Origin of the sequence: Flavobacterium faecale (assembly GCF_048320115.1) — a bacterium.
GTDB lineage: Bacteria > Bacteroidota > Bacteroidia > Flavobacteriales > Flavobacteriaceae > Flavobacterium > Flavobacterium faecale_A.
Genome location: NZ_CP182943.1, coordinates 1,237,120 through 1,259,733, shown reverse-complemented (window position 1 = coordinate 1,259,733; position 22,614 = coordinate 1,237,120). Strand labels below are relative to the sequence as shown.

At 34.2% G+C, this 22,614-nt stretch carries 25 protein-coding genes and 3 tRNA genes; 15 read left to right on the top strand and 13 right to left on the bottom strand.

The features are described from left to right. Positions 1 to 61: 61 nt before the first annotated feature. The 5 genes from ACNH59_RS05280 to ACNH59_RS05260 all read right to left on the bottom strand — a co-directional run bounded on the left by ACNH59_RS05280 (position 62) and on the right by ACNH59_RS05260 (position 2,797). On the bottom strand, positions 62 to 481 hold the full coding sequence (locus ACNH59_RS05280) for a SufE family protein (protein WP_418264384.1): 420 nt from the start codon (positions 479 to 481) through the stop codon (positions 62 to 64). Then, entirely contained in the window at positions 471 to 917 is a 447-nt protein-coding gene (locus ACNH59_RS05275; RefSeq protein ID WP_418264383.1) for a hypothetical protein, read from the bottom strand. Before ACNH59_RS05275 ends, ACNH59_RS05280 begins: the two co-directional genes overlap by 11 nt. Before the next feature lie 9 nt (positions 918 to 926). Next, the gene (locus ACNH59_RS05270; RefSeq protein WP_418264382.1) at positions 927 to 2,141 is read right to left on the bottom strand and encodes an aminotransferase class V-fold PLP-dependent enzyme; all 1,215 of its coding nucleotides are present in this window, start codon (positions 2,139 to 2,141) and stop codon (positions 927 to 929) included. Positions 2,142 to 2,250: 109 nt separating this feature from the next. Then, entirely contained in the window at positions 2,251 to 2,550 is a 300-nt protein-coding gene (locus ACNH59_RS05265) for a type II toxin-antitoxin system RelE/ParE family toxin (RefSeq protein ID WP_418264381.1), read from the bottom strand. Position 2,551: 1 nt separating this feature from the next. Next, a complete protein-coding gene (locus tag ACNH59_RS05260) occupies positions 2,552 to 2,797 on the bottom strand; it encodes a hypothetical protein (protein ID WP_418264380.1) in 246 nt (81 codons plus the stop codon). A gap of 334 nt (positions 2,798 to 3,131) precedes the next feature. Between ACNH59_RS05260 and ACNH59_RS05255 the strand changes: the two genes are divergently transcribed. Then, complete coding sequence (locus ACNH59_RS05255) at positions 3,132 to 4,475, top strand: serine hydrolase domain-containing protein (RefSeq protein ID WP_418264379.1); 1,344 nt, start codon at positions 3,132 to 3,134, stop codon at positions 4,473 to 4,475. A 136-nt stretch (positions 4,476 to 4,611) separates the two neighbouring features. On the opposite strand, the gene ACNH59_RS05250 is transcribed toward ACNH59_RS05255, so the two are convergent. Then, a complete protein-coding gene (locus ACNH59_RS05250; RefSeq protein ID WP_418264378.1) occupies positions 4,612 to 5,652 on the bottom strand; it encodes a Gfo/Idh/MocA family oxidoreductase in 1,041 nt (346 codons plus the stop codon). Between the two features lie 205 nt (positions 5,653 to 5,857). Here ACNH59_RS05250 and rseP point away from each other — a divergent pair, with 205 nt between their 5' ends. The 5 genes from rseP (at position 5,858) to ACNH59_RS05225 (ending at position 8,090) form a co-directional block, all read left to right on the top strand. Next, positions 5,858 to 7,201 carry an RIP metalloprotease RseP gene (gene rseP, locus ACNH59_RS05245; protein ID WP_418264377.1) on the top strand — a complete coding sequence of 448 codons (1,344 nt, stop codon included), beginning with the start codon at positions 5,858 to 5,860 and terminating at the stop codon, positions 7,199 to 7,201. Between the two features lie 133 nt (positions 7,202 to 7,334). Then, positions 7,335 to 7,408 (top strand) — tRNA-Asn (locus tag ACNH59_RS05240). A gap of 89 nt (positions 7,409 to 7,497) precedes the next feature. Continuing rightward, positions 7,498 to 7,585: transfer RNA gene (locus ACNH59_RS05235), tRNA-Asn, on the top strand. Positions 7,586 to 7,672: 87 nt separating this feature from the next. Then, positions 7,673 to 7,746 (top strand) — tRNA-Asn (locus ACNH59_RS05230). Positions 7,747 to 7,802: 56 nt separating this feature from the next. Beyond that, positions 7,803 to 8,090 carry a GIY-YIG nuclease family protein gene (locus ACNH59_RS05225; RefSeq protein WP_418264376.1) on the top strand — a complete coding sequence of 96 codons (288 nt, stop codon included), beginning with the start codon at positions 7,803 to 7,805 and terminating at the stop codon, positions 8,088 to 8,090. 176 nt (positions 8,091 to 8,266) lie between these two features. Here ACNH59_RS05225 and ACNH59_RS05220 read toward each other — a convergent pair whose 3' ends face one another. Continuing rightward, the gene (locus ACNH59_RS05220) at positions 8,267 to 8,722 is read right to left on the bottom strand and encodes a DinB family protein (protein WP_418264375.1); all 456 of its coding nucleotides are present in this window, start codon (positions 8,720 to 8,722) and stop codon (positions 8,267 to 8,269) included. 73 nt (positions 8,723 to 8,795) lie between these two features. Between ACNH59_RS05220 and ACNH59_RS05215 the strand changes: the two genes are divergently transcribed. The 4 genes from ACNH59_RS05215 (at position 8,796) to nadD (ending at position 11,645) form a co-directional block, all read left to right on the top strand. After that, positions 8,796 to 9,152 carry an arsenate reductase family protein gene (locus ACNH59_RS05215; protein WP_418264374.1) on the top strand — a complete coding sequence of 119 codons (357 nt, stop codon included), beginning with the start codon at positions 8,796 to 8,798 and terminating at the stop codon, positions 9,150 to 9,152. 153 nt (positions 9,153 to 9,305) lie between these two features. Then, positions 9,306 to 10,166: a YicC/YloC family endoribonuclease gene (locus tag ACNH59_RS05210; RefSeq protein WP_418264373.1), complete on the top strand. Its 861-nt coding sequence runs from the start codon at positions 9,306 to 9,308 to the stop codon at positions 10,164 to 10,166. Positions 10,167 to 10,202: 36 nt separating this feature from the next. Then, complete coding sequence (gene gmk / locus ACNH59_RS05205; protein ID WP_418264372.1) at positions 10,203 to 10,775, top strand: guanylate kinase; 573 nt, start codon at positions 10,203 to 10,205, stop codon at positions 10,773 to 10,775. A gap of 258 nt (positions 10,776 to 11,033) precedes the next feature. Beyond that, positions 11,034 to 11,645, top strand: coding sequence for a nicotinate (nicotinamide) nucleotide adenylyltransferase (nadD, locus tag ACNH59_RS05200; protein ID WP_418264371.1), 612 nt, complete (start codon positions 11,034 to 11,036; stop codon positions 11,643 to 11,645). Between the two features lies 1 nt (position 11,646). Here nadD and ACNH59_RS05195 read toward each other — a convergent pair whose 3' ends face one another. Further along, positions 11,647 to 12,543: a LysR family transcriptional regulator gene (locus tag ACNH59_RS05195; protein ID WP_418264370.1), complete on the bottom strand. Its 897-nt coding sequence runs from the start codon at positions 12,541 to 12,543 to the stop codon at positions 11,647 to 11,649. An 86-nt stretch (positions 12,544 to 12,629) separates the two neighbouring features. On the opposite strand from ACNH59_RS05195, the gene ACNH59_RS05190 reads away from it, so the two are divergent. Both ACNH59_RS05190 and ACNH59_RS05185 read left to right on the top strand, forming a co-directional pair. Continuing rightward, positions 12,630 to 13,400, top strand: a complete 771-nt coding sequence (locus tag ACNH59_RS05190; RefSeq protein ID WP_418264369.1) for a type 1 glutamine amidotransferase domain-containing protein — start codon at positions 12,630 to 12,632, stop codon at positions 13,398 to 13,400. A 1-nt stretch (position 13,401) separates the two neighbouring features. Then, complete coding sequence (locus tag ACNH59_RS05185; protein WP_418264368.1) at positions 13,402 to 14,565, top strand: iron-containing alcohol dehydrogenase; 1,164 nt, start codon at positions 13,402 to 13,404, stop codon at positions 14,563 to 14,565. Between the two features lie 90 nt (positions 14,566 to 14,655). Here the strand turns inward: ACNH59_RS05185 and ACNH59_RS05180 are convergent, their stop codons facing one another. Together ACNH59_RS05180 and ACNH59_RS05175 are read right to left on the bottom strand one after the other, a co-directional pair. After that, on the bottom strand, positions 14,656 to 15,711 hold the full coding sequence (locus ACNH59_RS05180) for a Kelch repeat-containing protein (protein ID WP_418264367.1): 1,056 nt from the start codon (positions 15,709 to 15,711) through the stop codon (positions 14,656 to 14,658). A 313-nt stretch (positions 15,712 to 16,024) separates the two neighbouring features. Then, complete coding sequence (locus ACNH59_RS05175; RefSeq protein ID WP_418264366.1) at positions 16,025 to 17,095, bottom strand: Kelch repeat-containing protein; 1,071 nt, start codon at positions 17,093 to 17,095, stop codon at positions 16,025 to 16,027. Positions 17,096 to 17,603: 508 nt separating this feature from the next. On the opposite strand from ACNH59_RS05175, the gene ACNH59_RS05170 reads away from it, so the two are divergent. Both ACNH59_RS05170 and ACNH59_RS05165 read left to right on the top strand, forming a co-directional pair. After that, on the top strand, positions 17,604 to 18,599 hold the full coding sequence (locus ACNH59_RS05170) for an NAD(P)H-dependent glycerol-3-phosphate dehydrogenase (RefSeq protein WP_418264365.1): 996 nt from the start codon (positions 17,604 to 17,606) through the stop codon (positions 18,597 to 18,599). A 159-nt stretch (positions 18,600 to 18,758) separates the two neighbouring features. Further along, complete coding sequence (locus ACNH59_RS05165; RefSeq protein ID WP_418264364.1) at positions 18,759 to 19,622, top strand: mechanosensitive ion channel family protein; 864 nt, start codon at positions 18,759 to 18,761, stop codon at positions 19,620 to 19,622. Positions 19,623 to 19,702: 80 nt separating this feature from the next. Here the strand turns inward: ACNH59_RS05165 and ACNH59_RS05160 are convergent, their stop codons facing one another. The 3 genes from ACNH59_RS05160 to ACNH59_RS05150 all read right to left on the bottom strand — a co-directional run bounded on the left by ACNH59_RS05160 (position 19,703) and on the right by ACNH59_RS05150 (position 21,693). Next, complete coding sequence (locus tag ACNH59_RS05160) at positions 19,703 to 20,110, bottom strand: hypothetical protein (protein ID WP_418264363.1); 408 nt, start codon at positions 20,108 to 20,110, stop codon at positions 19,703 to 19,705. A gap of 63 nt (positions 20,111 to 20,173) precedes the next feature. After that, on the bottom strand, positions 20,174 to 21,193 hold the full coding sequence (pheS, locus tag ACNH59_RS05155; RefSeq protein WP_418264362.1) for a phenylalanine--tRNA ligase subunit alpha: 1,020 nt from the start codon (positions 21,191 to 21,193) through the stop codon (positions 20,174 to 20,176). 143 nt (positions 21,194 to 21,336) lie between these two features. Continuing rightward, a complete protein-coding gene (locus tag ACNH59_RS05150; protein ID WP_418264874.1) occupies positions 21,337 to 21,693 on the bottom strand; it encodes a hypothetical protein in 357 nt (118 codons plus the stop codon). 265 nt (positions 21,694 to 21,958) lie between these two features. Between ACNH59_RS05150 and ACNH59_RS05145 the strand changes: the two genes are divergently transcribed. Further along, positions 21,959 to 22,489 (top strand): CvpA family protein, encoded by a 531-nt coding sequence (locus tag ACNH59_RS05145; RefSeq protein WP_418264361.1) that lies wholly within the window; start codon positions 21,959 to 21,961, stop codon positions 22,487 to 22,489. Positions 22,490 to 22,614: the final 125 nt, after the last annotated feature.

The window sequence follows — 22,614 nt, the reverse complement described above, 5'->3', positions numbered from 1 at the left end:
AATTTATCTTTAATAAACTAGAAAACTTATATGGTTAAAAAAAACAATTTTTTAAAATAAATTATTTTTTAGCGTCGAATGCTATCGCATACATCTTGATGTTTTTTATCATCGATACTAAACCGTTCGCACGTGTTGGGGAAAGGTGTTCTTTCAGACCAATTTCGTCAATAAAACTCATATCGGCTTCAATGATATCAGCGGGCGTTTGATTTGAAAATACACGAATCAAGATGGCGATAATTCCTTTAGTCAAGATGGCATCACTATCAGCGGTGAAAATGACTTTGTCATCTGATTGTTCTCCTTGTAGCCAAACTTTTGATTGGCAACCTTTGATTAAATTATTATCGGTTTTGTATTTTTCAGCAATTAGAGGTAATTTTTTTCCCAGTTCGATGATGTATTCATAACGTTCCATCCAATCATCAAACATCGAGAACTCATCTACTATCTCTTCTTGTATTTCTTTAATTTTCATTATTTTGTTTTGCAAATGAATTAATTTTTTTTACTATTTTTTCTATCTCCGCTGGTGGAAAACCGTGGTCAAAACTAGCTGACACATATTCTTTTCCTTTGTAATTTATTATTAAATTAGCGATGGCAGCTCCATCGTGAAACCTTTTTTGAGTGGGAGATTTTAACTCTGAAAGTTGCTCTAATTTTACTTTGTTAAATAAATCTATTATTTCTTTCCAATCTTCGTCAGTAATTGATAGGTTTTTGACTTTCTCTTTTCCTGAACGGTCATTGGTAACAGATACTGTTTTATTTTCTAACTTTATTTTTTGATAAAAACCCCTGCTGTTAGCGACATATTCAACCACGGCGGTTTTCAGTTCTTGTTGATCACAACTTTGGCAACTGCCTTTAGCAATCAGTAAACTAAATATTAATACCGCTAGTGTTTTCATGAATTTATATTAAGACAACATCATTTTGGCTCTTTTGACACCTTCAACCAAACTGTCAATTTCTTCTTTAGTGTTGTAAAACGAAAACGAAGCTCGAATTGTTCCAGGGATACCAAAAAAGTTCATGATCGGTTGCGCGCAATGGTGCCCTGTACGCACTGCAATTCCTAGTTTGTCAATAATCGTTCCAATATCGTAAGGATGAATTCCGTCGATATTAAAAGAAATCACCGATGTTTTATTTTTTGAAGTTCCATAGATTCGTAAACCTTCAATTTCTAGCAATCTTTTAGTACCATATTCTAGTAATTCTAATTCTTGTTTTTGAATGTTCTCAAAACCTACAGAGTTCATATAATCAATAGCAGTTCCAAGGACAATTCCGCCCGCAATATTAGGAGTTCCTGCTTCAAATTTATGAGGCAAGTCCGCATAAGTGGTTTTTTCAAAAGAAACTTCTTTAATCATTTCGCCACCACCTTGATAGGGAGGGAATTTGTTGAGCCATTCTTCTTTTCCATACAAAATTCCAGTTCCTGTAGGACCACACATTTTGTGGCCAGAGAAAACATAAAAGTCACAGTCCAAAGCTTGTACATCAGGTTTTAAGTGCGGTACAGCTTGTGCTCCGTCAATTAAAATGGCAGCACCTACTTCATGTGCTTTTTGAATCATATATTCAATTGGGTTAATAGTTCCCAAAGCATTTGAAATATGGTTTACTGTTACAATTTTGGTGTTTGTTGAAAGCAATTTGTCAAATTCGGACATCACTAACTCTCCCGTTTCATTCATTGGAATGACTTTGAGCGTAGCCCCTGTTCGTTCGCAAAGCATTTGCCAAGGGACAATATTGCTGTGGTGTTCTAATGAGGAAACCAAGACTTCGTCACCAGGTTTTAAAATAGCAGCAAATCCGTTAGTGACCAAGTTAATTCCAAATGTAGTTCCTGAAGTAAAAAGCACCTCATGGTTGTGTTTGGCGTTAATGTGGTTTTGTACTTTGCCACGTGCAATTTCATAAGCATCAGTTGCTAATTGGCTTAAGGTATGCACGCCACGGTGAATATTGGCATTAATTTCTTGGTAATACTGTGCTATTGCATCAATCACCACTTGAGGTTTTTGAGAGGTAGCGCCGTTATCGAAATATACTAAAGATTTTCCGTTTACTTTTTGATTTAAAATAGGAAAATCGGTTCTTATTTTTTGAATGTCTAACATAGTTATTTAGAAAAAATCTAAATACAAAAGTACTAATTCTAAATCGTTTTTAGTAGTAATTGATTTTTTTTTAGGATTTTCAAAATAGTTTAACAATATCAAGGGGAAATTATTTTTTGAGTATGTTTGGGTTTTGACGGTTATCAAAAATTTGGAGTATTCGGATTTCAGTTTTCGATTGAATTTTATAGACTATTTTATAATTTTTAACAGTAATTTTTCGGTAGGGTTCGCCTAAAATTTCATCAATAGGATATTGTCTGTTAAAATGAATATTTTTAGTGAGTTGTATAATTTCACTAACCAATTTTTTTGCTGATTGTTGAGATTTAATAGCAATAAAATCATGAATGATTTTAAGGTCTTCTTTGGCTTTAATGTCCCAGCGAATTTTGATAGGTGGTGTCATTTTACCAATTTTCAATTTCGTTTTCTAGTTCTTCAATGGTTGTGAAATTGCCTAAACTAATGCGTTCATCGGCTTCTTTTACCATCTGGATGTATTCTTCTTTATCCACAGGGTAGCCTTTTGCGGTATGTATAACAGTATCGTTGTCTAAAATGGTTTTAAAAGCTAAAATTTTTTTAATTTTAGTTTCGTCTTTTAGTTTTAATAACCAATCCATCAGTTCTAATTTCTTAGCAGCAATATCCATAAAAATTTAGGTATTAGATGTTACAAATATACAAAAATGATCTATCATTATATTTGAAACTAAACTAATCTACTGGTTTTTAACTACTAATATAGGGTAAATGGATAAGTTTTTTTTGCAACGATTTACACGAATTAGTGAGGCCCAAAAAAAATAATTACACAATTTTTTAATTATTTGAAGATTCGTGTAATTATACAACATCCAAATTCGTTTGTTTTGTGTAATTGGTGGCTGTTTTTTTAAAATATCATGTGTTTGCCGTGATTACTAAACGTTTTTGTGAGTTGTTGTAAAATAAGTTTTATAAATTGCAGTGTAATATCTCCTTACAATGAAAAGAATTGTTCCGTTTTTACTAGTAGTGCTCGTTTTGATGACAGTTTATATCAGTTGGGTAATCTATCCTAAATTGGATTTGATTTCGGGATTTTCTGCTAAAAGTGTGGCTTCGGGGCATTTCATAGATAATCGTCCGTTAGAGTTAATTGAAGCGCAAGACAATGACATCAAACTAATCGATTGGGCTACAAACACGATTGAGGAAGCGGGAAAATTTGCTACTTCCTCAGTGTATGGACTTAAAGAACGAAAAGCAATTTATCGTGAAGGTCTGGGAGCGACATTAATCAATGATGATTTTGATGAAACACAACCTTATTTGGTTCCCAAAAGAACAGAAAGTCAAAAGGGACTCTTTCCTTATGGAAATACAAAACCCCAAGATAGTTTGTTTTCAAATGTCGATTACGGAAACTTAAATAGGGCTGTAGCCAATGCTTTTGATGCATCGAATGAAAAAGTAAAACGTTCTCGTGCTGTTTTGGTAGTTTACAAAGACCGTATTATAGCCGAAAAATATGCACCTGGATTTAATGAAAAAAGTAAAATTTTAGGCTGGTCTATGACTAAAAGCATTACTGGAGCTATGTATGGCGTTTTAGCCCAACAAGGGAAATATGATATTTACAAACCTGCTCCAATAATGCAATGGCAAAATGACAAACGAAAAAATATTAGTACACATAATTTGTTGCAGATGAACTCAGGATTAGAATGGGTTGAAGATTATGCGACTATTTGTGATGCTACCCGAATGCTTTTTCAAGCAGAAGATATGGGAAAAGTACAACTCGAAAAACCTCTGGCACATCTACCTAATACACATTGGAATTACTCTTCAGGGACGACTAATTTATTGTCCAAAATTTTGCGTTCTCAATTCAATTCGCATCAAGAATATCTGGATTTTTGGTACACGAATTTGATTGACAAAATCGGAATGCATTCGATGGTAATTGAAACCGATATGGTTGGGAATTATGTGGGTTCCTCTTATGGATGGGCAACGGCTAGAGATTGGGCAAAATTTGGTTTGCTGTATTTGCATCAAGGCAATTGGAATGGCGAACAAATACTTTCGTCAGAATGGGTTATTTATACCAAAACTCCAACGGCAACTTCAAACGGACGATATGGAGCGCAATTTTGGCTCAATGCTGGAGGTTATTTCCCAGATGTGCCTAGGGACATGTATTATTGTAGTGGTTACCAAGGTCAAATGGTGGCTGTAATTCCGTCAAAGGATATGGTGATTGTGAGGATGGGATTGAAAGGAGAAGAGGGTTTTGATTTTAATAATTTTTTAAAATCTATAATTGCTACGGTGCAAAAGTAATTTTGAAAATATAATTTCTTCTTAGTCCTGATAGGAGCGGCATCCTTTTATGTGGTTTTTTTTGAACCACATAAAAGATACAGCGGATAGCAGGAGGGGACGTTTTTTTGGAAAACGGTCGTGGTACTCCAAAAAATTAAAATTCGATTCTTCGTTTTTCTTTATTGCTTTGAATGACGGCTTCAATAATTTGCATGACTTGAATTCCTTGTTGAGCCGTTACGGGTTCAGTTGTATTGTTAGCAATGGCTTGGTACATGCCATCAAAGAAGTCGTAGTAATTGCCTTGAAGTGTTGGTATTTTTTTGCGGATAACTTTGCCGTCAATTTCGGTGTGGAGCAACCCCTCTAATGCTTTGTCTTCGGTTCCCCAGTTGGTAAGGTTGGGTTTGTGGTTGCGTTTGAGTTGGTCTTCTTGCACATCGCCACGGTGTTTAAAGAATGATCCTTTTTTACCTTGTAATATAAAAGACGGAATCATTTCTCTGTTAAAAAATCCTGCTTTAAGACGTACTCTAAAATCAGGGTAGAATAAGGCAATGTCCAACCAATCATCTACTAAGGAGTGGTTGCGAGTGATGCGAATATCACCGTGTACGGCCTGCGGAAAACCAAAGAGACTCAAGGCTTGGTCAATGATATGCGGACCTAAATCTTTAAGAATTCCAGAGCCATCGTTAATAGTTTCTTTATGTGCTTTTGGACTCAAATCTGGCGTGTAGCGGTCGAAGTGAAATTCGGCATCGATGAGTTCACCTAGCAGTCCGTCCTCTTTTACTTTTTTTACGGTTTTGAAATCGCTGTCCCATCTTCGGTTTTGAAAAACGGCTAGTTTGAGTCTTTTTTGTTGGGCTAAATCAGCTAATTCTTTTGCTTCTGCAAGGGTGGTGGTAAATGCTTTTTCAACAATGGCGTGTTTGCCAGCGAGCAAGACTTTCTTAGTATATTCAAAATGGGACGCGGTAGGTGTGTTGACTACAACAAGTTCGGCATCGCTTTCAAGAACGGCTTCCAGAGAGGGGTAACTTATTACTTCGGGATAATCATTTTGGATTAATTTTTTAGAACGTTCCCATGAGCCCATTAACTCAAATCCTTGATGTAAATGAAGAAAAGGGGCGTGAAATACTTTTCCGGACATGCCATAAGAGAGCAATGCTGTTTTAATTTTTTGCATGATATTTATAAGTTAGTTGTTTTAGTATGGCACTGCTATTGCTAAGGATTCAGCACAGCACGGTAAATTTAATGTATCTCTTTTATATTTAAATTAAAATAACAGTAATTAACAAACATTTAAAAGGTTATGCCGTATTATTGCAAAAGAAATAAATTAGAATAGCTTACTTTTGTGAGTTTTAAAAAAGAATTAAAATTTTATAATGGAAATATTTATCAAGCTTTCTCAATTTTTATTGAGCTTATCCTTACTTATCATTCTTCACGAATTAGGACATTTTATCCCCGCCAAATTATTCAAAACCAGAGTCGAAAAATTTTATTTGTTCTTTGATGTGAAATATTCATTGTTGAAGAAAAAAATTGGGGAAACCGAGTACGGAATCGGTTGGTTGCCATTGGGTGGTTATGTGAAAATCTCAGGAATGATTGACGAAAGTATGGACAAGGAACAAATGGCTTTGCCTCCACAACCTTGGGAGTTTCGTTCCAAACCGGCTTGGCAACGCTTGATTATTATGTTAGGTGGCGTAACGGTTAACTTTATATTAGCATTCATTATCTATATTGGTATGGCTTTTACGTATGGTGATACTTATGTAGCGATGGAAGATTTGAAAGATGGTCTGTTGATTGAAAATCCAGTTTTACAAAAAGCAGGTTTTCAAACAGGTGATAATATCCTTGCAGTTGATGGGGAAAAAATCACCAAGTTTGACAACCAGATTAACATGAAAATCATCATGGGTAAGGATGTGTTGATTGAAAGAAACGGAGCCCAACAAACGATTACCATGCCTCAAGATTTTATAGATCAATTGTCGAAAGTAGAAAAAGGGAACTTGGTTTCTATTCGTATGCCATTTGTAATTGGAGCTGTAACGCCTGAGTCGCCAAATAAGGTTTTGGAGGCCAAAGATTTGATATTGTCTTTAAACGGGCAAAAAGTGAAATACTTTGATGAGGCTAGGACTATATTAGAAGCTAATAAAAACCAAACAGTTTCGGCAGTAGTTTTACGTGACCAAAAAGAAGTTCCTGTGAATTTGCAAATCAATGCCGATGGAAAACTGGGAGTTCAATTGGGTGGTTTAGGAATGGACTCTTTAGAAAAATTGGGGTACTATAAAGTACGGAAACAGGAGTTTGGTTTCTTTGAATCATTTCCTGTGGGCATCCAAAAAGGAAAAGACCAGTTGATAGGTTACGGTAAACAATTGCAAATGATCTTCAATCCGGATACTGGAGCTTATAAACAAGTAGGTGGATTCAAGGCAATCTTTGATATTTTTCCAAGTACTTGGAGCTGGGAAGTGTTTTGGACGCTTACTGCTTTATTGTCTATTATGCTTGGGGTAATGAACTTATTGCCTATTCCAGCGCTTGATGGGGGACATGTGATGTTTTTGTTATACGAAATGATTAGTGGCAAAAAACCATCAGACAAATTCTTAGAGAATGCCCAAATGGTTGGTTTTGTTTTACTTATATCTTTGCTTTTATTTGCTAACGGAAATGATATTTACAAGGCGATAATTGGGAAGTAAAAAAAATGAAATTTTTTTATTTTTTTGCTTGCAGATATTAAATTTAGCTTTATATTTGCAACCGCTTAGACAAACAAACACAACGTTCTTACTAAGCATATTAATATACCTGTACGCAATATAATATACAGTTTCCTCCTTAGCTCAGTTGGTTAGAGCATCTGACTGTTAATCAGAGGGTCCTTGGTTCGAGCCCAAGAGGGGGAGCTACTAAAAAAAATCCAGTTGTAAAACTGGATTTTTTGTTTTTTAATTATGAGGGCTTATTGTAAGTTCTTTGTTGTACATTGTATAGTTTCCTCCTTAGCTCAGTTGGTTAGAGCATCTGACTGTTAATCAGAGTCCCGATAGCTATCGGGATTGGTTTGAGTCCAAGAGAGGGAGTTGCCAAAGAAATTCATTTGTAAAACTGGATTTTAAAAAATAAAATAAAAGGAGACTTAGATCTTCAATGTTGTACATTATATAGTTTCCTCCTTAGCTCAGTTGGTTAGAGCATCTGACTGTTAATCAGAGGGTCCTTGGTTCGAGCCCAAGAGGGGGAGCAGATTAGAAAAGCCTGACAGTGTTGTCGGGCTTTTTGTATTTATAAAAGAGATTTATGAATGTTATCTATATACTTTTCTCGGAAAAACTAGGTAAGTTCTATATTGGATTTACACAGAACCTTAATGAAAGATTGTTAAATCATCAAAATGCTGAAGCTAGAAAGTTTACTTATAATGCGGATGACTGGTCTCTTTTCTTAACAATTGAATGTCTTTCAAAAGCTCAAGGTTTAGCGATTGAAAAACATATTAAATCAATGAAAAGTCAAGTTTATATTCGAAATCTAAAGTTGTACCCTGAAATTATTGAAAAACTTCTGCAAAAATATCCTGACTGTTAATCGTTCCGATTTCTATTGGGACGAATAGTTTTCTGGATTGGTTCGAGTCTGTCGCGGCTGAGAAATATTTAAAAGCCATTCAAGAGAATGGTTTTTTATTGTTTACCCAAAAAACTCCCAAAATGATTCTATTGTAAGGAATTGTTTTGGGAGTTTTAAAGTTTTAAGAAACATCCTTACACCAACTTCTTCAAGCGCATCATAATTCCTATGTGCATTCCTTCGTGAAAAACATTAAAGCTAAGGGCGTCGGATACGTTTTTGATTACAAAACCGGTTGAGGTTGGGTATTCAGCATAATTAACAAAAAGACCATTGGCAAAATCTTTTTCTGTTTGTGCCAGTGTGGATGTCAATAAAGATTTGATTTCGGTTACTTCAGCCTCCGTTGCAGGAGCAGTAACTTCGGTTCCTTTTTTGTAGCGTTCAATTAATTCGTCAGAAACCATCATGGGTAAACCTGAGAATTTATAAACTAATAATTGTTGGGTAACAATCATGTGAGCGATATTCCAAATCAAATTGTTGCGATACCCTTCAGGAACGGTATTTAATTGGTCTAACGTAAAATGTTCTAAAAACTGTCCAGCTAAATTTCGTTGTATTTTTGAAACTTCAAATATTGATTCCATTATGTTTTTTTTGATAAAAATACACATTTTACGTTTTAAATAAAGTTTCTTTGCAATTAGAAATTTCTTTATCATGAATAAAATATATTACCTCGCTTCGTGCGATACTTGTCGAAAAATAATCAAAGCTTTACCTAAAGACCTTGATTTGGCTTTTCACGACATCAAACAAAACCCAATCACCGAGTCGGAATTAGAAGAATTATATGAAATGTCAGGTAGTTACGAGGCACTTTTTAGTAAAAAAGCCGTTTTGTATAAAACACTTGATTTGAAAAATAAAAATTTAACCGAGGAAGACTATAAAAAATACCTCTTAGAACATTACACCTTTTTAAGTCGTCCTGTATTTGTTCTAAATGGTCAAGTGTACATTGGGAACAGTCAACAAAACATTCTAAAAGTTCACAAAGCCTTGGGATTAGTTTAGAATATTTTGGATTGACCATTTTAAATGACATATTTTGTGTCAATTAGTCTGTTTATTATCAGTTTTTAAATTATAAATCAAGAATTGTTAATCAATATTCAACAATCAAAATTCTCATTTAATCCTTATCTTTGGCCATCTTTATAAAAATTTATGATACAATCAATGACAGGTTTTGGTAAAGCCACCTTGCAATTACCAACCAAAAAAGTTACCGTAGAAGTAAAATCATTAAACAGCAAAGGTTTAGATCTTAATACTCGAATGCCTTCATTATACCGCGAAATGGAATTGGGGTTGCGAACTCAACTGGCGACCAAACTTGAAAGAGGAAAAGTAGATTTTTCTATTTATATCGAAAGTACTGCCGAACAAACATCTACTAAGGTGAATGTGCCAATTGTAAAAGCCTATATCAGTCAGTTGCGTGAAATTTATCCTGCAGCCGATGCAACCGAATTGATGAAAATGGCCGTACGCATGCCTGATACGATGAAAACTGAGCGAGAAGAAATTGACCCTAATGAGTGGAAACAAATTCAAACGGTTATTGACGAAGCGGTTCAAAATATATTGAGTTTCCGTAAGGATGAAGGGCAATCTCTAGAAAAGGAATTCCAATTGCGCATTGGGAATATTCGCCAATATATGGAAGAGGCTTTGGCTCTCGATCCAGAGCGTGTGCAAGCCATTAAAGATCGTTTGCAAACTGCCATCGCTGAATTAGAAGTGAATGTAGACGCCAATCGTTTTGAGCAAGAATTGATTTATTACTTAGAAAAACTAGACATCACCGAAGAAAAAGTACGTCTGACGAATCACTTGGATTATTTTCTGGAAACTATTAACGGTACTGAAGCCAACGGTAGAAAACTAGGATTCATTACCCAAGAAATGGGAAGAGAAATCAACACCATGGGGTCCAAATCGAATCATGCACAAATGCAAAAATTAGTTGTGCAAATGAAAGACGAATTGGAGAAAATTAAAGAACAAGTTTTGAATGTGCTTTAAATATAAAGCGAGATACTGAAATAAATTCAGCAAAAAATGAAAAAAGGAAAATTAATCGTATTCTCAGCACCTTCAGGATCTGGGAAAACCACTATAGTAAGACATTTATTAAAGCAAGAAGATTTGAATCTTGAATTTTCTATTTCGGCAGCTACTCGTGAAGCTCGAGGGGAAGAAGTAAGCGGAAAAGATTATTATTTCATCTCTTTGGAGGAATTCAAGCAACACATCAAGAACGAAGATTTTGTAGAATGGGAAGAAGTCTATCGCGATAATTTTTACGGGACTTTAAAAAGTGAAGTAGAGCGCATTTGGTCTTTGGGTAAGAACGTAATTTTTGATATTGACGTTGCGGGAGGTTTGCGCATCAAACATAAATTTCCAGAAGAAACTCTGGCTGTTTTTGTGAAACCGCCTAGTGTAGATGAGTTGAAACGTAGATTAAAAGAGCGTTCGACAGAGAGTGAAGATAAAATCAATATGCGAATCGCTAAAGCTCATGTCGAATTGGCAACCGCACCTCAGTTTGATGTGGTGATTAAAAACTACGAATTGGATGTCGCTTTAGAAGAAGCCTATCAGTTGGTAAAAGATTTTGTTTCTAAGTAGTTCTCGCTTTTGGAATAAAAAATTGTAAAACCGTATTCTCTAAAACTACAATCAATAAATTGTGAAAATGTATTTAAAAAGCTAATTTTTATAAATTTTACAATTCATTACAACCAGGGTTAAAAAAAGACTCTAGTAATAATTCAGCAAGATTATTATTTCTTAAATTGCCATAAGATAAAAGTTATTAGAACTAATCATTATCAACCAATTTACGGTTTACTAATCACTAATTGCTAGTCATTAATTACTAAAGACATGAAAATAGGACTATACTTTGGAACATTTAATCCCATGCATGTAGGGCATTTGATTATCGCCAATCATATGGTGGAACATACTGATTTAGATCAAGTATGGATGGTAGTTACGCCACACAATCCATTGAAAAAGAAATCAACTTTGTTAGATGATTACCACCGTTTGCACATGGTACATTTGGCAACCGAAAATTATCCAAAACTAAAACCTTCGGACATTGAGTTTAAGTTGCCGCAGCCTAATTACACCATTAATACATTAGTGTATCTAGAGGAAAAATATGCCAACTATGAGTTTGCTTTAATTATGGGTGAGGACAATCTCAATTCTTTACATAAGTGGAAAAACTACGAGATGATTCTCAAAAATTATTCTTTGTATGTCTATCCAAGATTAGAAACAAAAGATTTAGTGGCAGACGGAATCGCAAATACTGTTGATAATTACGGTTTTCATACGAATTCTAAAGTCAATATGGTAGATGCGCCAGTGGTGGAAATTTCGTCGACTTTTATACGAGAGAATATCAAGGCTAATAAAAATGTTCAACCCTTATTGCCTAGTAAAGTTTGGGAATATATTGATCACAATAATTTTTATAAGAAGTAGTTTAGGCCAAAACTGCTCTCAAAATTTTGGTGATTTCATCTAAGATTTCGTCAAAATTATTGTTTTTACGACACATGACATATGCGGCTGTTGTGGGCATTTTTTCACTGTCCCATAACAGTTTTATTTTTTCTTCTGCGATAAAAGGTTGTGCGTTGCAATTCCATGTAATGCCTACCCCTTGATTTTTTGCAATACTGGTAATCATTTCATACTCCGACGGGATAATGTAGTTAGGAACAAGTGTAGGTCTTTTTTTGTCAAACACATGGAGCCAAAATAATTTGATATGTGGAATGCGTGCGTCAAAAGTGTACCATCTTTTTTCATTCAACCAAGTTTCGGTGGCATTCCAGTTTTGGTCTGCAATAGTTTGATTTAACTCGGATACATCAATATCCATCGAGCCGATAATCACAGGTTTAATTTCTCCGATATGTTGTTGAATAGTGTCGTAGGTATCGATTTTTTGTGTGACAATTGCAAAATCAATTTTCTTTGAATCGACTAATTCAAACAAGCTATTATCTTCGTGGAAATTAAAATCAATAAATTCAAATTTTGAGATTAAGGCACTTCCAAGGCTGCTGAACAGATGTTTCGAAATCCCTACAGATATGGAACGGTTGGCGTTAAAAGCCTTCGCCCTGAACCCATTTTCCACATTTTCTAAACGGTCTAGTGCTTCAATGATGAGGTTGTTTAGTAAGTTGGCATATTCAGTAGGTTCAACTCCTTTTGATTTTCTGTTAAATAGTTTGTAGCCTACATGGGCTTCCAGCATACCTATTTGTTGGCTCACAGCTGGTTGGCTGATAAATAGTTCTTTGGCGGCAAGAGAAAAGTTTCGGTTCTTATAAACAGACTTAAAGGTGCGGTACCATTCTAAATTAACCATGATATAAATTTACTTATCACAAACATAATTTAAATTATTTTAACTGATAACACTTATAGTCTAAATTTGTAGTAATAAATTCAATTATGAAGAAAATAAAATTGGTTGCTACATTATTAATCATGGTCAGTTCTATCGCAATAACTGCCCAAAAAACGAATAAAAACAAGATGAAAAAAGTATTATTTGTATTGACGAGTCACAGTGAACTAGGAAATACCGGAGAAAAAACAGGATTTTGGACAGAAGAATTTGCTGCCCCTTACTACGAATTATTAGATAAGGGAGTGCAAATTGACATTGCTACTCCAAAAGGAGGTCAGCCACCTATTGACCCGAAAAGTGAAGATCCTAGTTTTGCTACCGAGGATACCAAACGTTTTGATGAGGACGAAAAACTTTTGGACCAATTGAAAAACACAATGAAATTAGCAGCTGTAAAATCATCCGATTATGACGCTGTTTTTTATCCAGGGGGACACGGACCGCTTTGGGATTTAGCTTCTGACGAAAAATCAGCGGCCTTAATCGCTGATTTTTATTTGAATAACAAACCTGTTGCTTTTGTATGCCATTCCCCTGCAGTTTTAAAAAATGTAAAGGTAAATGGTGAATTTTTAGTTAAAGGAAAAAAACTAACAGGTTTTAGTAATACAGAAGAAGAAGCTGTTGGATTGACAACTGTAGTTCCGTTTTTACTTGAGGACGCGCTGAAAGCTAACGGAGCAACTTATTCTAAAACGGACGACTGGCAACCTTATGCTGTTGCAGATGGATTATTGATTACGGGTCAAAATCCGGCTTCATCAAAACTAGTAGCAGAGAAATTATTACACCAACTAAATCACGCAAAATAAGATGTTAAACTTTCAATATTACAATCCCACGAATTATGTTTTTGGCAAAGGTCAAATCGAACAATTAACGAAGTTAGTACCTGAAGGTGCTAAAATTTTATTAGCCTATGGTGGGGGCAGTATTTTTAAAAACGGAATTCATCAACAAGTAGTAACTGCTTTGAAAGGTTTTGAAATAGTCGAATTTGGCGGTATCGAACCCAATCCTCACTATGAAACTTTGATGAAAGCAGTGGCGGTGATTAAAGAACAAAATATAGACTTCATTCTTGCCGTAGGTGGAGGTTCTGTTATTGATGGTGTAAAATTCATTTCGGGAGCGGTAAAATACGAAGGAGATCCAGCGGAGATTTTGAGAAAGAGAATTTTGATCACTGATGTTTCTAAAGTAATTCCTTTTGGAACCGTATTGACATTACCAGCAACAGGAAGCGAAATGAATTCGGGAGCCGTAGTTACAATTGCAGAAACACAAGAAAAGTTGGCATTCGGTGGAAGTGCTTTGTTTCCTAAATTTTCAATTTGTGACCCAACCGTTATCGAATCTTTGCCTAAAAGACAATTAGAAAATGGAGTCGTAGATGCTTATACACACGTTTTAGAACAGTATTTGACTTATCCTCATGAGGGCTATTTACAAGATCGCATTTCAGAGGGTATTTTACAAACGCTTATTGAAGTAGGTCCTAAAGTGGTGGCTAATCCAAAAGATTATGTTTTGGCATCCAATTTTATGTGGTGTTGTACCATGGCATTGAACGGATTGATTCAAAAAGGGGTGCCTAATGATTGGGCTACCCACATGATTGGACACGAATTAACAGCTCTGTACGGAATAGACCATGCGAGAACTCTAGCTATTATTGGTCCTAACCTATACCAAGCATTATTTGAAACTAAAAAAGAAAAATTAACGCAATATGGCCGACGCATCTTTAATTTAGAAGGAACTGATGAGGCAGTTGCTCGTGAAGCAATTGCCCAAACAGTTCAGTTCTTCCATATTATGGGAATGCAAACTAAATTATCGGATTATACTAATGATTATGATGCAACGGCAAGTTTTATCGTCGATCGATTTGAAGAAAGAGGATGGAAAGCCCTAGGTGAAAACCAAAAGGTTACTTTAGAAAAAGTAAAAGAAATTGTAGAAATGAGTTACTAATTCAGAATTCTGAGTGAGAAGAAAAAAAGGCGTTTTGGATTTTCCAAGACGCCTTTTGGTTTTATAAGAATGTATGTAGGCAATTAGCGGTTATTTTATTTCAATTTGGATAACATCATTCATAGGTTTCCAATCTTTCTGAGCCTCTCTTCCACCTAGTAGGTATATTTTGTCTTTATATTCAAAAACCCCATAATTATAAATTCTTCCTAATGCTAAATCATTATAGGATTCTTCATATGTATTTTTTAATGGGTCATAACGATATATTTTTTTAAAAATTTCTGATTTAAATCCGTCCACATTTGAACCAGATATAAATATAAATCTTTCTTTATAAACTATTCCTTTTTGAAATCTTTTTATATATTCTCCTAATTCTTCAAGGGTAATCCACATATCTTTTTCAATATTATACTTTAACATCACTTTTGGAGAGTCTCCCCAAACATAAAATTCATTATTATATTTTAATGAATTTGGGGTTTGAATTTTTTTTGGCATTTCTGCACCTTTAGACCATTTTTTAGTTTTTGTATCTAAAATTTGAACATCTGATAAAAAGCGAGAATCCTTCTTTTCTTTATCTAAAGCATATCCTCCCATTATATAAATTTTATCTTCAAATGTTTCAGCAGTACACCAATACATTCCGAAAGGAAGTTTTAAACTTTCTTCCCAAATATTTTTCTCAATATCATATACTTGAATTAAATCGCTAAATTCTGTACCACCAATTAAATATATTTTTTTACCTACTAATATAGATTTTGTAACTGGTTGTGATTTTGGGATAACATTAATTTTTGTCCAAGAATCTTTTTCAATGTCATAAACACACACATCTCCGTAGTTGTAATCTTCTTTTCTTCCTCTATTTCTATATGTGTCTAAAAAAGCATAGATTTTTCCATTATACAATTCTGCTCCAAAATCATAAGCAGGGAAAGGCATACTTTCTTTTATGGTTAATTGAAACTGAAATTGTTTACTATCTGGAATAAATTCCAACTTATTAATTTTATCAGGGTTTATTATTTGTAACCTGTTATCAATCGTGTTAGGTATATTTAATGGAGGCTTTTTTGTTTTACAAGAATGTAAGCTAATTGCAAGGATTATTATTTGCAAAAATAATTTTTTCATGAGTAATTTTTTTGGTTAATATGGGTAGAATATGTTCAGCAGCTTACTTCAATATATTATTTAATTAGAGTTCAATGATGATTTCCTGTTGTTTTGTAAAATAACAGCATACATTTTTACTAAATTTCTTATTGCCGAAAGCAACAGGAATTGCTTAAAAAAGAAACAAAATGCTATTATTTAAAGGCTAAAATAATTATTATCAATGAGTTATTGACGTAATCTTTTAAGTCATAGGGTAAAACGCATTATGGATTTTTTAGATGCCTTTTTTGTTTTACACCTAAATGATTATTGGGTTGTAGTAAGGAGTTTATTTTAATTCAATTTCGATAACATTATTCATTGGATTCCATTCTTGATCTTCTCTTCCGCCAAGCAAATATATTTTATCTTTATATTCAAAAACACCATAATTATAATGTCTTCCTATCTTTAAGTCATTAAAGGATTCTTCATAAATTTTAGTTATTGGGTCATATTGATAAATCTTTTTAGTACTTTTTGATTTTAAACCACTCTCGTTTTGACCAGATATAAATATAAATTTATTTTTATAAACAATCCCTTCTTGTGCACCTTTTACATAATCATTTAATTCACTAACATTAATCCACATATCTTTTGCAATGTTATATTTTAACATCACTTTTGGATTGATATCCCATACATAAAACTCATTATTATATTTTAATGAATTTGGCATTTGCATTTTTCTTGGCATTTCAGCACCTTTAGTCCAACTTTTTGTTTTTGTGTCAAAAATTTGAACATCGGATAAAGATCGAGTACCTTTCTTTTCCTTATCTAAAGCATAACCTCCCATTATATAAATTTTATCTTCAAATGTTTCAGCAGTACACCAATACATTCCGAAAGGAAGTTTTAAACTTTCTTCCCAAATATTTTTCTCAATATCATATACTTGAATTAAATCGCTAAATTCTGTACCACCAATTAAATATATTCTTTTACCTACTAATATAGATTTTGTTACTGGTTGTGATTTTGGGATGACATTAATTTTTGTCCAAGAATCTTTTTCTATGTCATATACACACACATCACCGTGATTGTGATCTTTGTTGTTATATCTATTTCTATATGTATCTAAAAAAGCATAGATTTTTCCATTATACAATTCTGCTCCAAAATCATATTCAGGGAAAGGCATGCTTTCTTTAATGTTCAATTGAAATTGTTTACTTTCAGGAACAAATTTCACCTTATTAATTTTATCAGGGTTTGTAATTTGTAACCTGTTTTCCCTATTTGTAATCGACTCCTTTCGGATGGTAAGGTTATCATCTATTGTTGTCTTTTTTGATTTACAAGAATAGAAAGTAATTGTAAGAATTATGATTTGGATAATTGTTTTTCTCATAGGGCACTTTTTTTGCTAATATAGAAAAATTACTACAATATAGTTTTTGTCAAACGTATAATAATTTAAAGGAAATTAGATTTTTTTGTATTCATTTAGAAATAAGCCACATAGCCGATTTTATCGCTAATCGTTTTGTTGAGAGAGGATGGAAAGCCCTAGGTGAAAACCAAAAGGTTACTTTAGAAAAAGTAAAAGAAATTGTAGAAATGAGTTACTAATTCAGAATTCTGAGTGAGAAGAAAAAAAGGCGTTTTGGATTTTCCAAGACGCCTTTCTCATAACACCAAAAACATAACTAACTAATTTTAACCTTATACTACAGGCTTTTTGTAGTAAAATTGCTGTGTATATTAGGTTATAACGATTATTAAAACCTTATATTGTGCTGTCATTAAAATAAATGAAGTTTTTTAAGATTTACAGATATAAAAAAGGAGGGGCAAACGAATCATTTATTGTAAGATTTGCCCATTTTTAAGTACTTTTGACCAAATATTTTTCTAAAATGAGCGAAACTAAAAAAATTGCAGTAATTGGTGGCGGAAGTTGGGCAACCGCAATTACTAAAATGCTTTGTAATAATCTCGCAGAGGTAACTTGGTACATGCGCAATGAGGGAGCAATAGAACACTTAAAAGCCTTTAAACACAATCCTAATTATTTAAGTTCGGTTGAATTTGACATCAATAAACTAATTTTAACCAATGATATTAATGAGGCTGTAGCCAATGCAGATTACCTCATATTTGCCATCCCATCTGCTTTTTTGGATGCCGAATTGCAAAAATTGACCGTTTCCCTTACTGATAAAATAATCTTTTCAGCCATTAAGGGAATTGTTCCAGAAACCAGTTTGATTGTTGGGGAACATTTTCACCATACTTATGATATTCCCTATTACAATATTGGGGTGATTACGGGGCCTTGTCACGCAGAGGAAGTAGCTTTAGAGCGCTTGTCTTATTTGACGATTGCTTGTGGAGATGAATCTAAAGCCAAATTTGTAGCCGATAATTTATCAAGTAATTATATTAAAACCAAAATCACGGATGATATTATTGGAACCGAATATGCCGCAATGCTTAAAAATATTTATGCTATTGCTGCTGGTATCGCTCATGGTTTAGGCTATGGAGATAATTTTCAGTCGGTGATTATGAGTAATGCGATTCGCGAAATGAAGAAGTTCATTCGAAAAGTGCATAAAATGAAACGCAATATCAATGATTCTGCATACTTAGGAGATTTATTAGTTACAGGTTATTCTGTTTTTTCTAGAAATAGAATGTTTGGTAATATGATAGGCAAAGGATACACGGTAAAAAGTGCGATGATGGAAATGAGCATGATTGCTGAAGGTTATTACGCTACTAAAAGTGCTTATAAACTCAATCAAGGATATGGTGCTAAAACACCTATCATTGATGCTGTACATGCAGTCTTGTATGAAAATAAAAATGCTAAAAAGATATTCAAGGAACTCACGGATAAGTTAGATTAATAACGAAATCAAATTTTTGTGAAGTCACTTTCAAATGCTGTTGAAGGTGACTTTTTTTTTGATAAATATTTGTAGTACAAAAGGATTGAGTTGTTTTTTATGTGAGAATTTTATATCTTGTTGAGAATCATTTTTTTAATTAAAAATACCAATACAAATATGGAAAATATAGAAGGAACAATTAGTAATGCCACAACGCAAACCAGTAGTTTTTTAGATAAAATTTCAGTAGAAAGTTTAATTGGATATATAGAGAAATACGGACTCCCGGTACTGTATGCGGCACTGATTTATTTTGTAGGGTCGTGGGTCATTAAGCGAATTACCAAGGTGTTTAAATTGGTGATGACTAAAAATGATTACGATGAATCACTACAGATATTTTTGTTCAATTTAGTTACTTGGGCTCTAAAGATATTTTTATTTATCATGGTAATTGCAACTCTGGGAGTAGAGACTACCAGTTTGGCTGCTGTGATAGCCGCTGCAGGTTTAGCTGTTGGTTTGGCATTGCAAGGTTCCCTTTCTAATTTTGCTGGTGGGGTTTTGATAATTATGTTTAAGCCTTATAAAATTGGAGATTTAATTGATGCACAAGGTGTATTAGGGGTAGTGAAGAAGATAGAGATTTTCAATACAAAACTGGTTACTAGAGATAATAAATTGGCGATTGTACCCAATGGAGCTATGGCTAATGGGAATGTCATTAATTTTACTGCAGAAGGGAAATTACGTGTCGATATAACTATAGGTGTGGGTTACAACGAGGACATTAAAAAAACCAAAGAAATATTAATGGAAGTGGTTACTTCAAATCCATTGGTATTGAGTGATCCTGCGCCAACGGTCAATGTTTCTGAATTGGCAGACAGTTCGGTTAATTTTACGGTAAGACCGTACGCTTTACCAGAGGATTATTGGCCAGTTTACTTTTCTACGTTGGAAAATGCTAAAATTGCATTGGATAAAGCAGGTATCGAAATTCCGTATCCACATCGTGTAACAATTTCAAAGCAAGCCTAGTAAGTTGGTTTTGTCTAAAACCTAATAATGCTGTCTTGAAAATTTCAAGACAGCATTATTTTATAACTATAATGGGATTTTTACCTCACAATCACCCCATCTACAAACAAAATAGGCACTTCTTCCATATCGGTTTCGTTGATGGAATTTGCTTTGAAGGTGAATTTTTTATCGTATAAAGTGTTGCCGATAAAATAAGTGAGCATGAATTCGTTATTGAGTGCTAGTACACTTTTTTCGACCATTTCTACTTTTACAACTGAAACGGCAGGTACTTGTACAAAGGCATGACGCAATAACGATGTTTTCTTCATTTCGCCATCAATTGTTCCAAAAGCTTTGGAAACGACCATAACACTATCAATATCAAAATCACTGTCGTTGACCAAATGCACGTACCAAACCTTTTCCATAAAGTCGTCGTTCCATTCTTGAACAGCGGCTAGGAATACATTTTCAACTTCGGGGATGGTGATGTCAGCTTTCATTTTTCTTCAGGGTCTGAGATATTGAGCTACTAAGCAACTTTGGAACTTAGAACCTCTCAAAAATTATATTGAACTTTTAAATTGCTCTAGGAATCGTACATCATTTTCATAAAACATGCGGATATCGCCAATTTGATATAACAACATCGCGATGCGTTCCACACCCATTCCAAAAGCAAAACCGTTGTATTCATCAGGGTTGATCCCACAGTTTTTAAGAACATTAGGATCGACCATTCCGCAACCACCAATTTCTAACCAACCAGTTCCTTTGGTGATACGGTAATCTGTTTCGGTTTTTAGACCCCAGTAAATATCAATTTCGGCACTTGGTTCTGTAAAAGGGAAATATGAAGGACGCAAACGGATTTTTGATTTTCCGAACATCTCTTTGGTAAAGTATAATAAGGTTTGTTTTAAGTCAGCAAAAGAAACTTCTTTATCAATATACAAACCTTCAACTTGATGAAATATACAGTGTGAACGTGCTGATACTGCTTCGTTACGGAAAACTCGCCCTGGTGAAATTGTACGAATAGGCGGTTTGTTATCTTCCATATAACGTACCTGCACAGATGAAGTATGCGTACGCAACAAAATATCAGGATTCGTCTGAATGAAAAATGTATCCTGCATATCACGTGCCGGATGGTACTCAGGCAAGTTCAAGGCCGTAAAATTATGCCAATCATCTTCAATTTCTGGACCTTCAGAAACATTGAATCCTACTGTTGAAAAAATATCGATAATTTGATTCTTCACAATCGAAATCGGATGACGAGAACCTATAATTACGGGCTCAGCTGAACGTGTTAAATCTCCGTAAACTCCCTTCGCTTCTTCCTTGCTTTCTAAAGATTCTTGGATGCTTTTTACTTTTTCCTCTGCAGTGGTTTTTAGCAAGTTAATCACTTGTCCAAATTCCTTTTTTTGGTCGTTAGGTACGTTTTTAAATTCTGCAAAAAGATCTTTTAAAAGTCCTTTACTTCCAATGAATTTTATACGAAACGATTCTAAATCAGCAGGGTTTTGTGTTGAAAAAGCTTCTGCTTCACCAATATATTCTTTTATCTTATCTATCATTTTCATTCAATAATTGAGTCTGCAAATTTAAGTAAAAGTTATAAGTTATGAGTTATAAGTTATAAGTTTTCTGGGGTTTGCCTAAATAATAAATTTACAATTTGCGAGTCTCTGAGCTCAGTTTGCGTATCTCTGTGGGACAACTACGAAATAAGTTCTTTTTCCAGAAAATAATTTACAATCGCTTCTTTCATCAAAACGGTTTGCTCCCCTGCTTTTAGCGGTGGCAACTCTTCTTTTACCTTGTAGTGCGGCCAGCCTTCCGCGTCATAAAATTCAAATTCATAATATCCATAGGGCTCTAGCAAACGGCAAATGGCAATATGCATGAGGTTAACTTTTTCGTCTTTTTTGAATTCACGGTGCAATTTCCCTAGTTCTTGGACACCGATTAGATAAATTATGGCATCCAAATCCAAGTCTTCTCCTTGTGAAAACTGGTCTGAAAGTATCGTAACAAGCTGTTCCCAGCGTTCTTTAAGTTGTGTGTCTCTTGACATTTGATTGTTGATTGTAGATTTCAAAAACAGTAAATCCAATTTTGTTTGCAAAGATAAGAACTAAACCAGCATTCATTTTATTTTCGAATGGTTATTTTTTGGGCGTGCCACCTCCAGACAAAGGGGTTTACTTCAGTTTACGGCGATAAAACCCCTTTGTCTGGAGCTGTCGGGCTTTCCGCGCTACTTCGGTAGCCTGCTGCAATCCCTCACGCATAACCCACAAAAGGTGTTATATTTGCGTCCTATTGTAAATACATAATTTATGAGTTTTTTAGACATTGTTTTAGGCGGGGTACTTTTGTATGGAATAATCAAAGGAATCAAAAACGGATTGTTTACCGAGTTAGCTTCTTTTATGTCTTTGATTGTGGGAATATATTTGGCCATCAAATTTTCTTCGATAGTGAGTGAAATAGTTGGGAAAGTAGTTTCTTGGTCACCAAAAACAGTGACTATTACAGCTTTTGCTTTGACTTTTATTGCTGTGGTTTTAGGAATTATGATGTTAGCCAAAATTTTCACAAGCATTATGAGTTTTGCCTATTTGGGTTGGATCAATCGCTTGGCAGGAGGTTTTTTCAGTGTTTTAAAAATGATTTTGATATTGAGCGTAGTTTTTAATCTTTTTCAGAAAATCAATTTTAATAATTGGCTCGTTAAAGAAGAAACGTTTAATCAATCGCTGTTTTACAATCCCATCCAAAAAGTATCGCAATTGGTTTTTCCAAAGCTAGAAACTTGGTATGAAGATTTTAAGACGAAGACCGTAAAAAGTCAGGAAGCGAAAGTCTAGTTCGTCATTTACGAGCGCAGCACGACAATAACCTAACAGTATATTAAGTTCAGTGAATTATATATTGTTAAGTTAAGCATGAAGTAGCATAGGTGATTGCTTCGTTCCTCGCAATGAATTCTAAT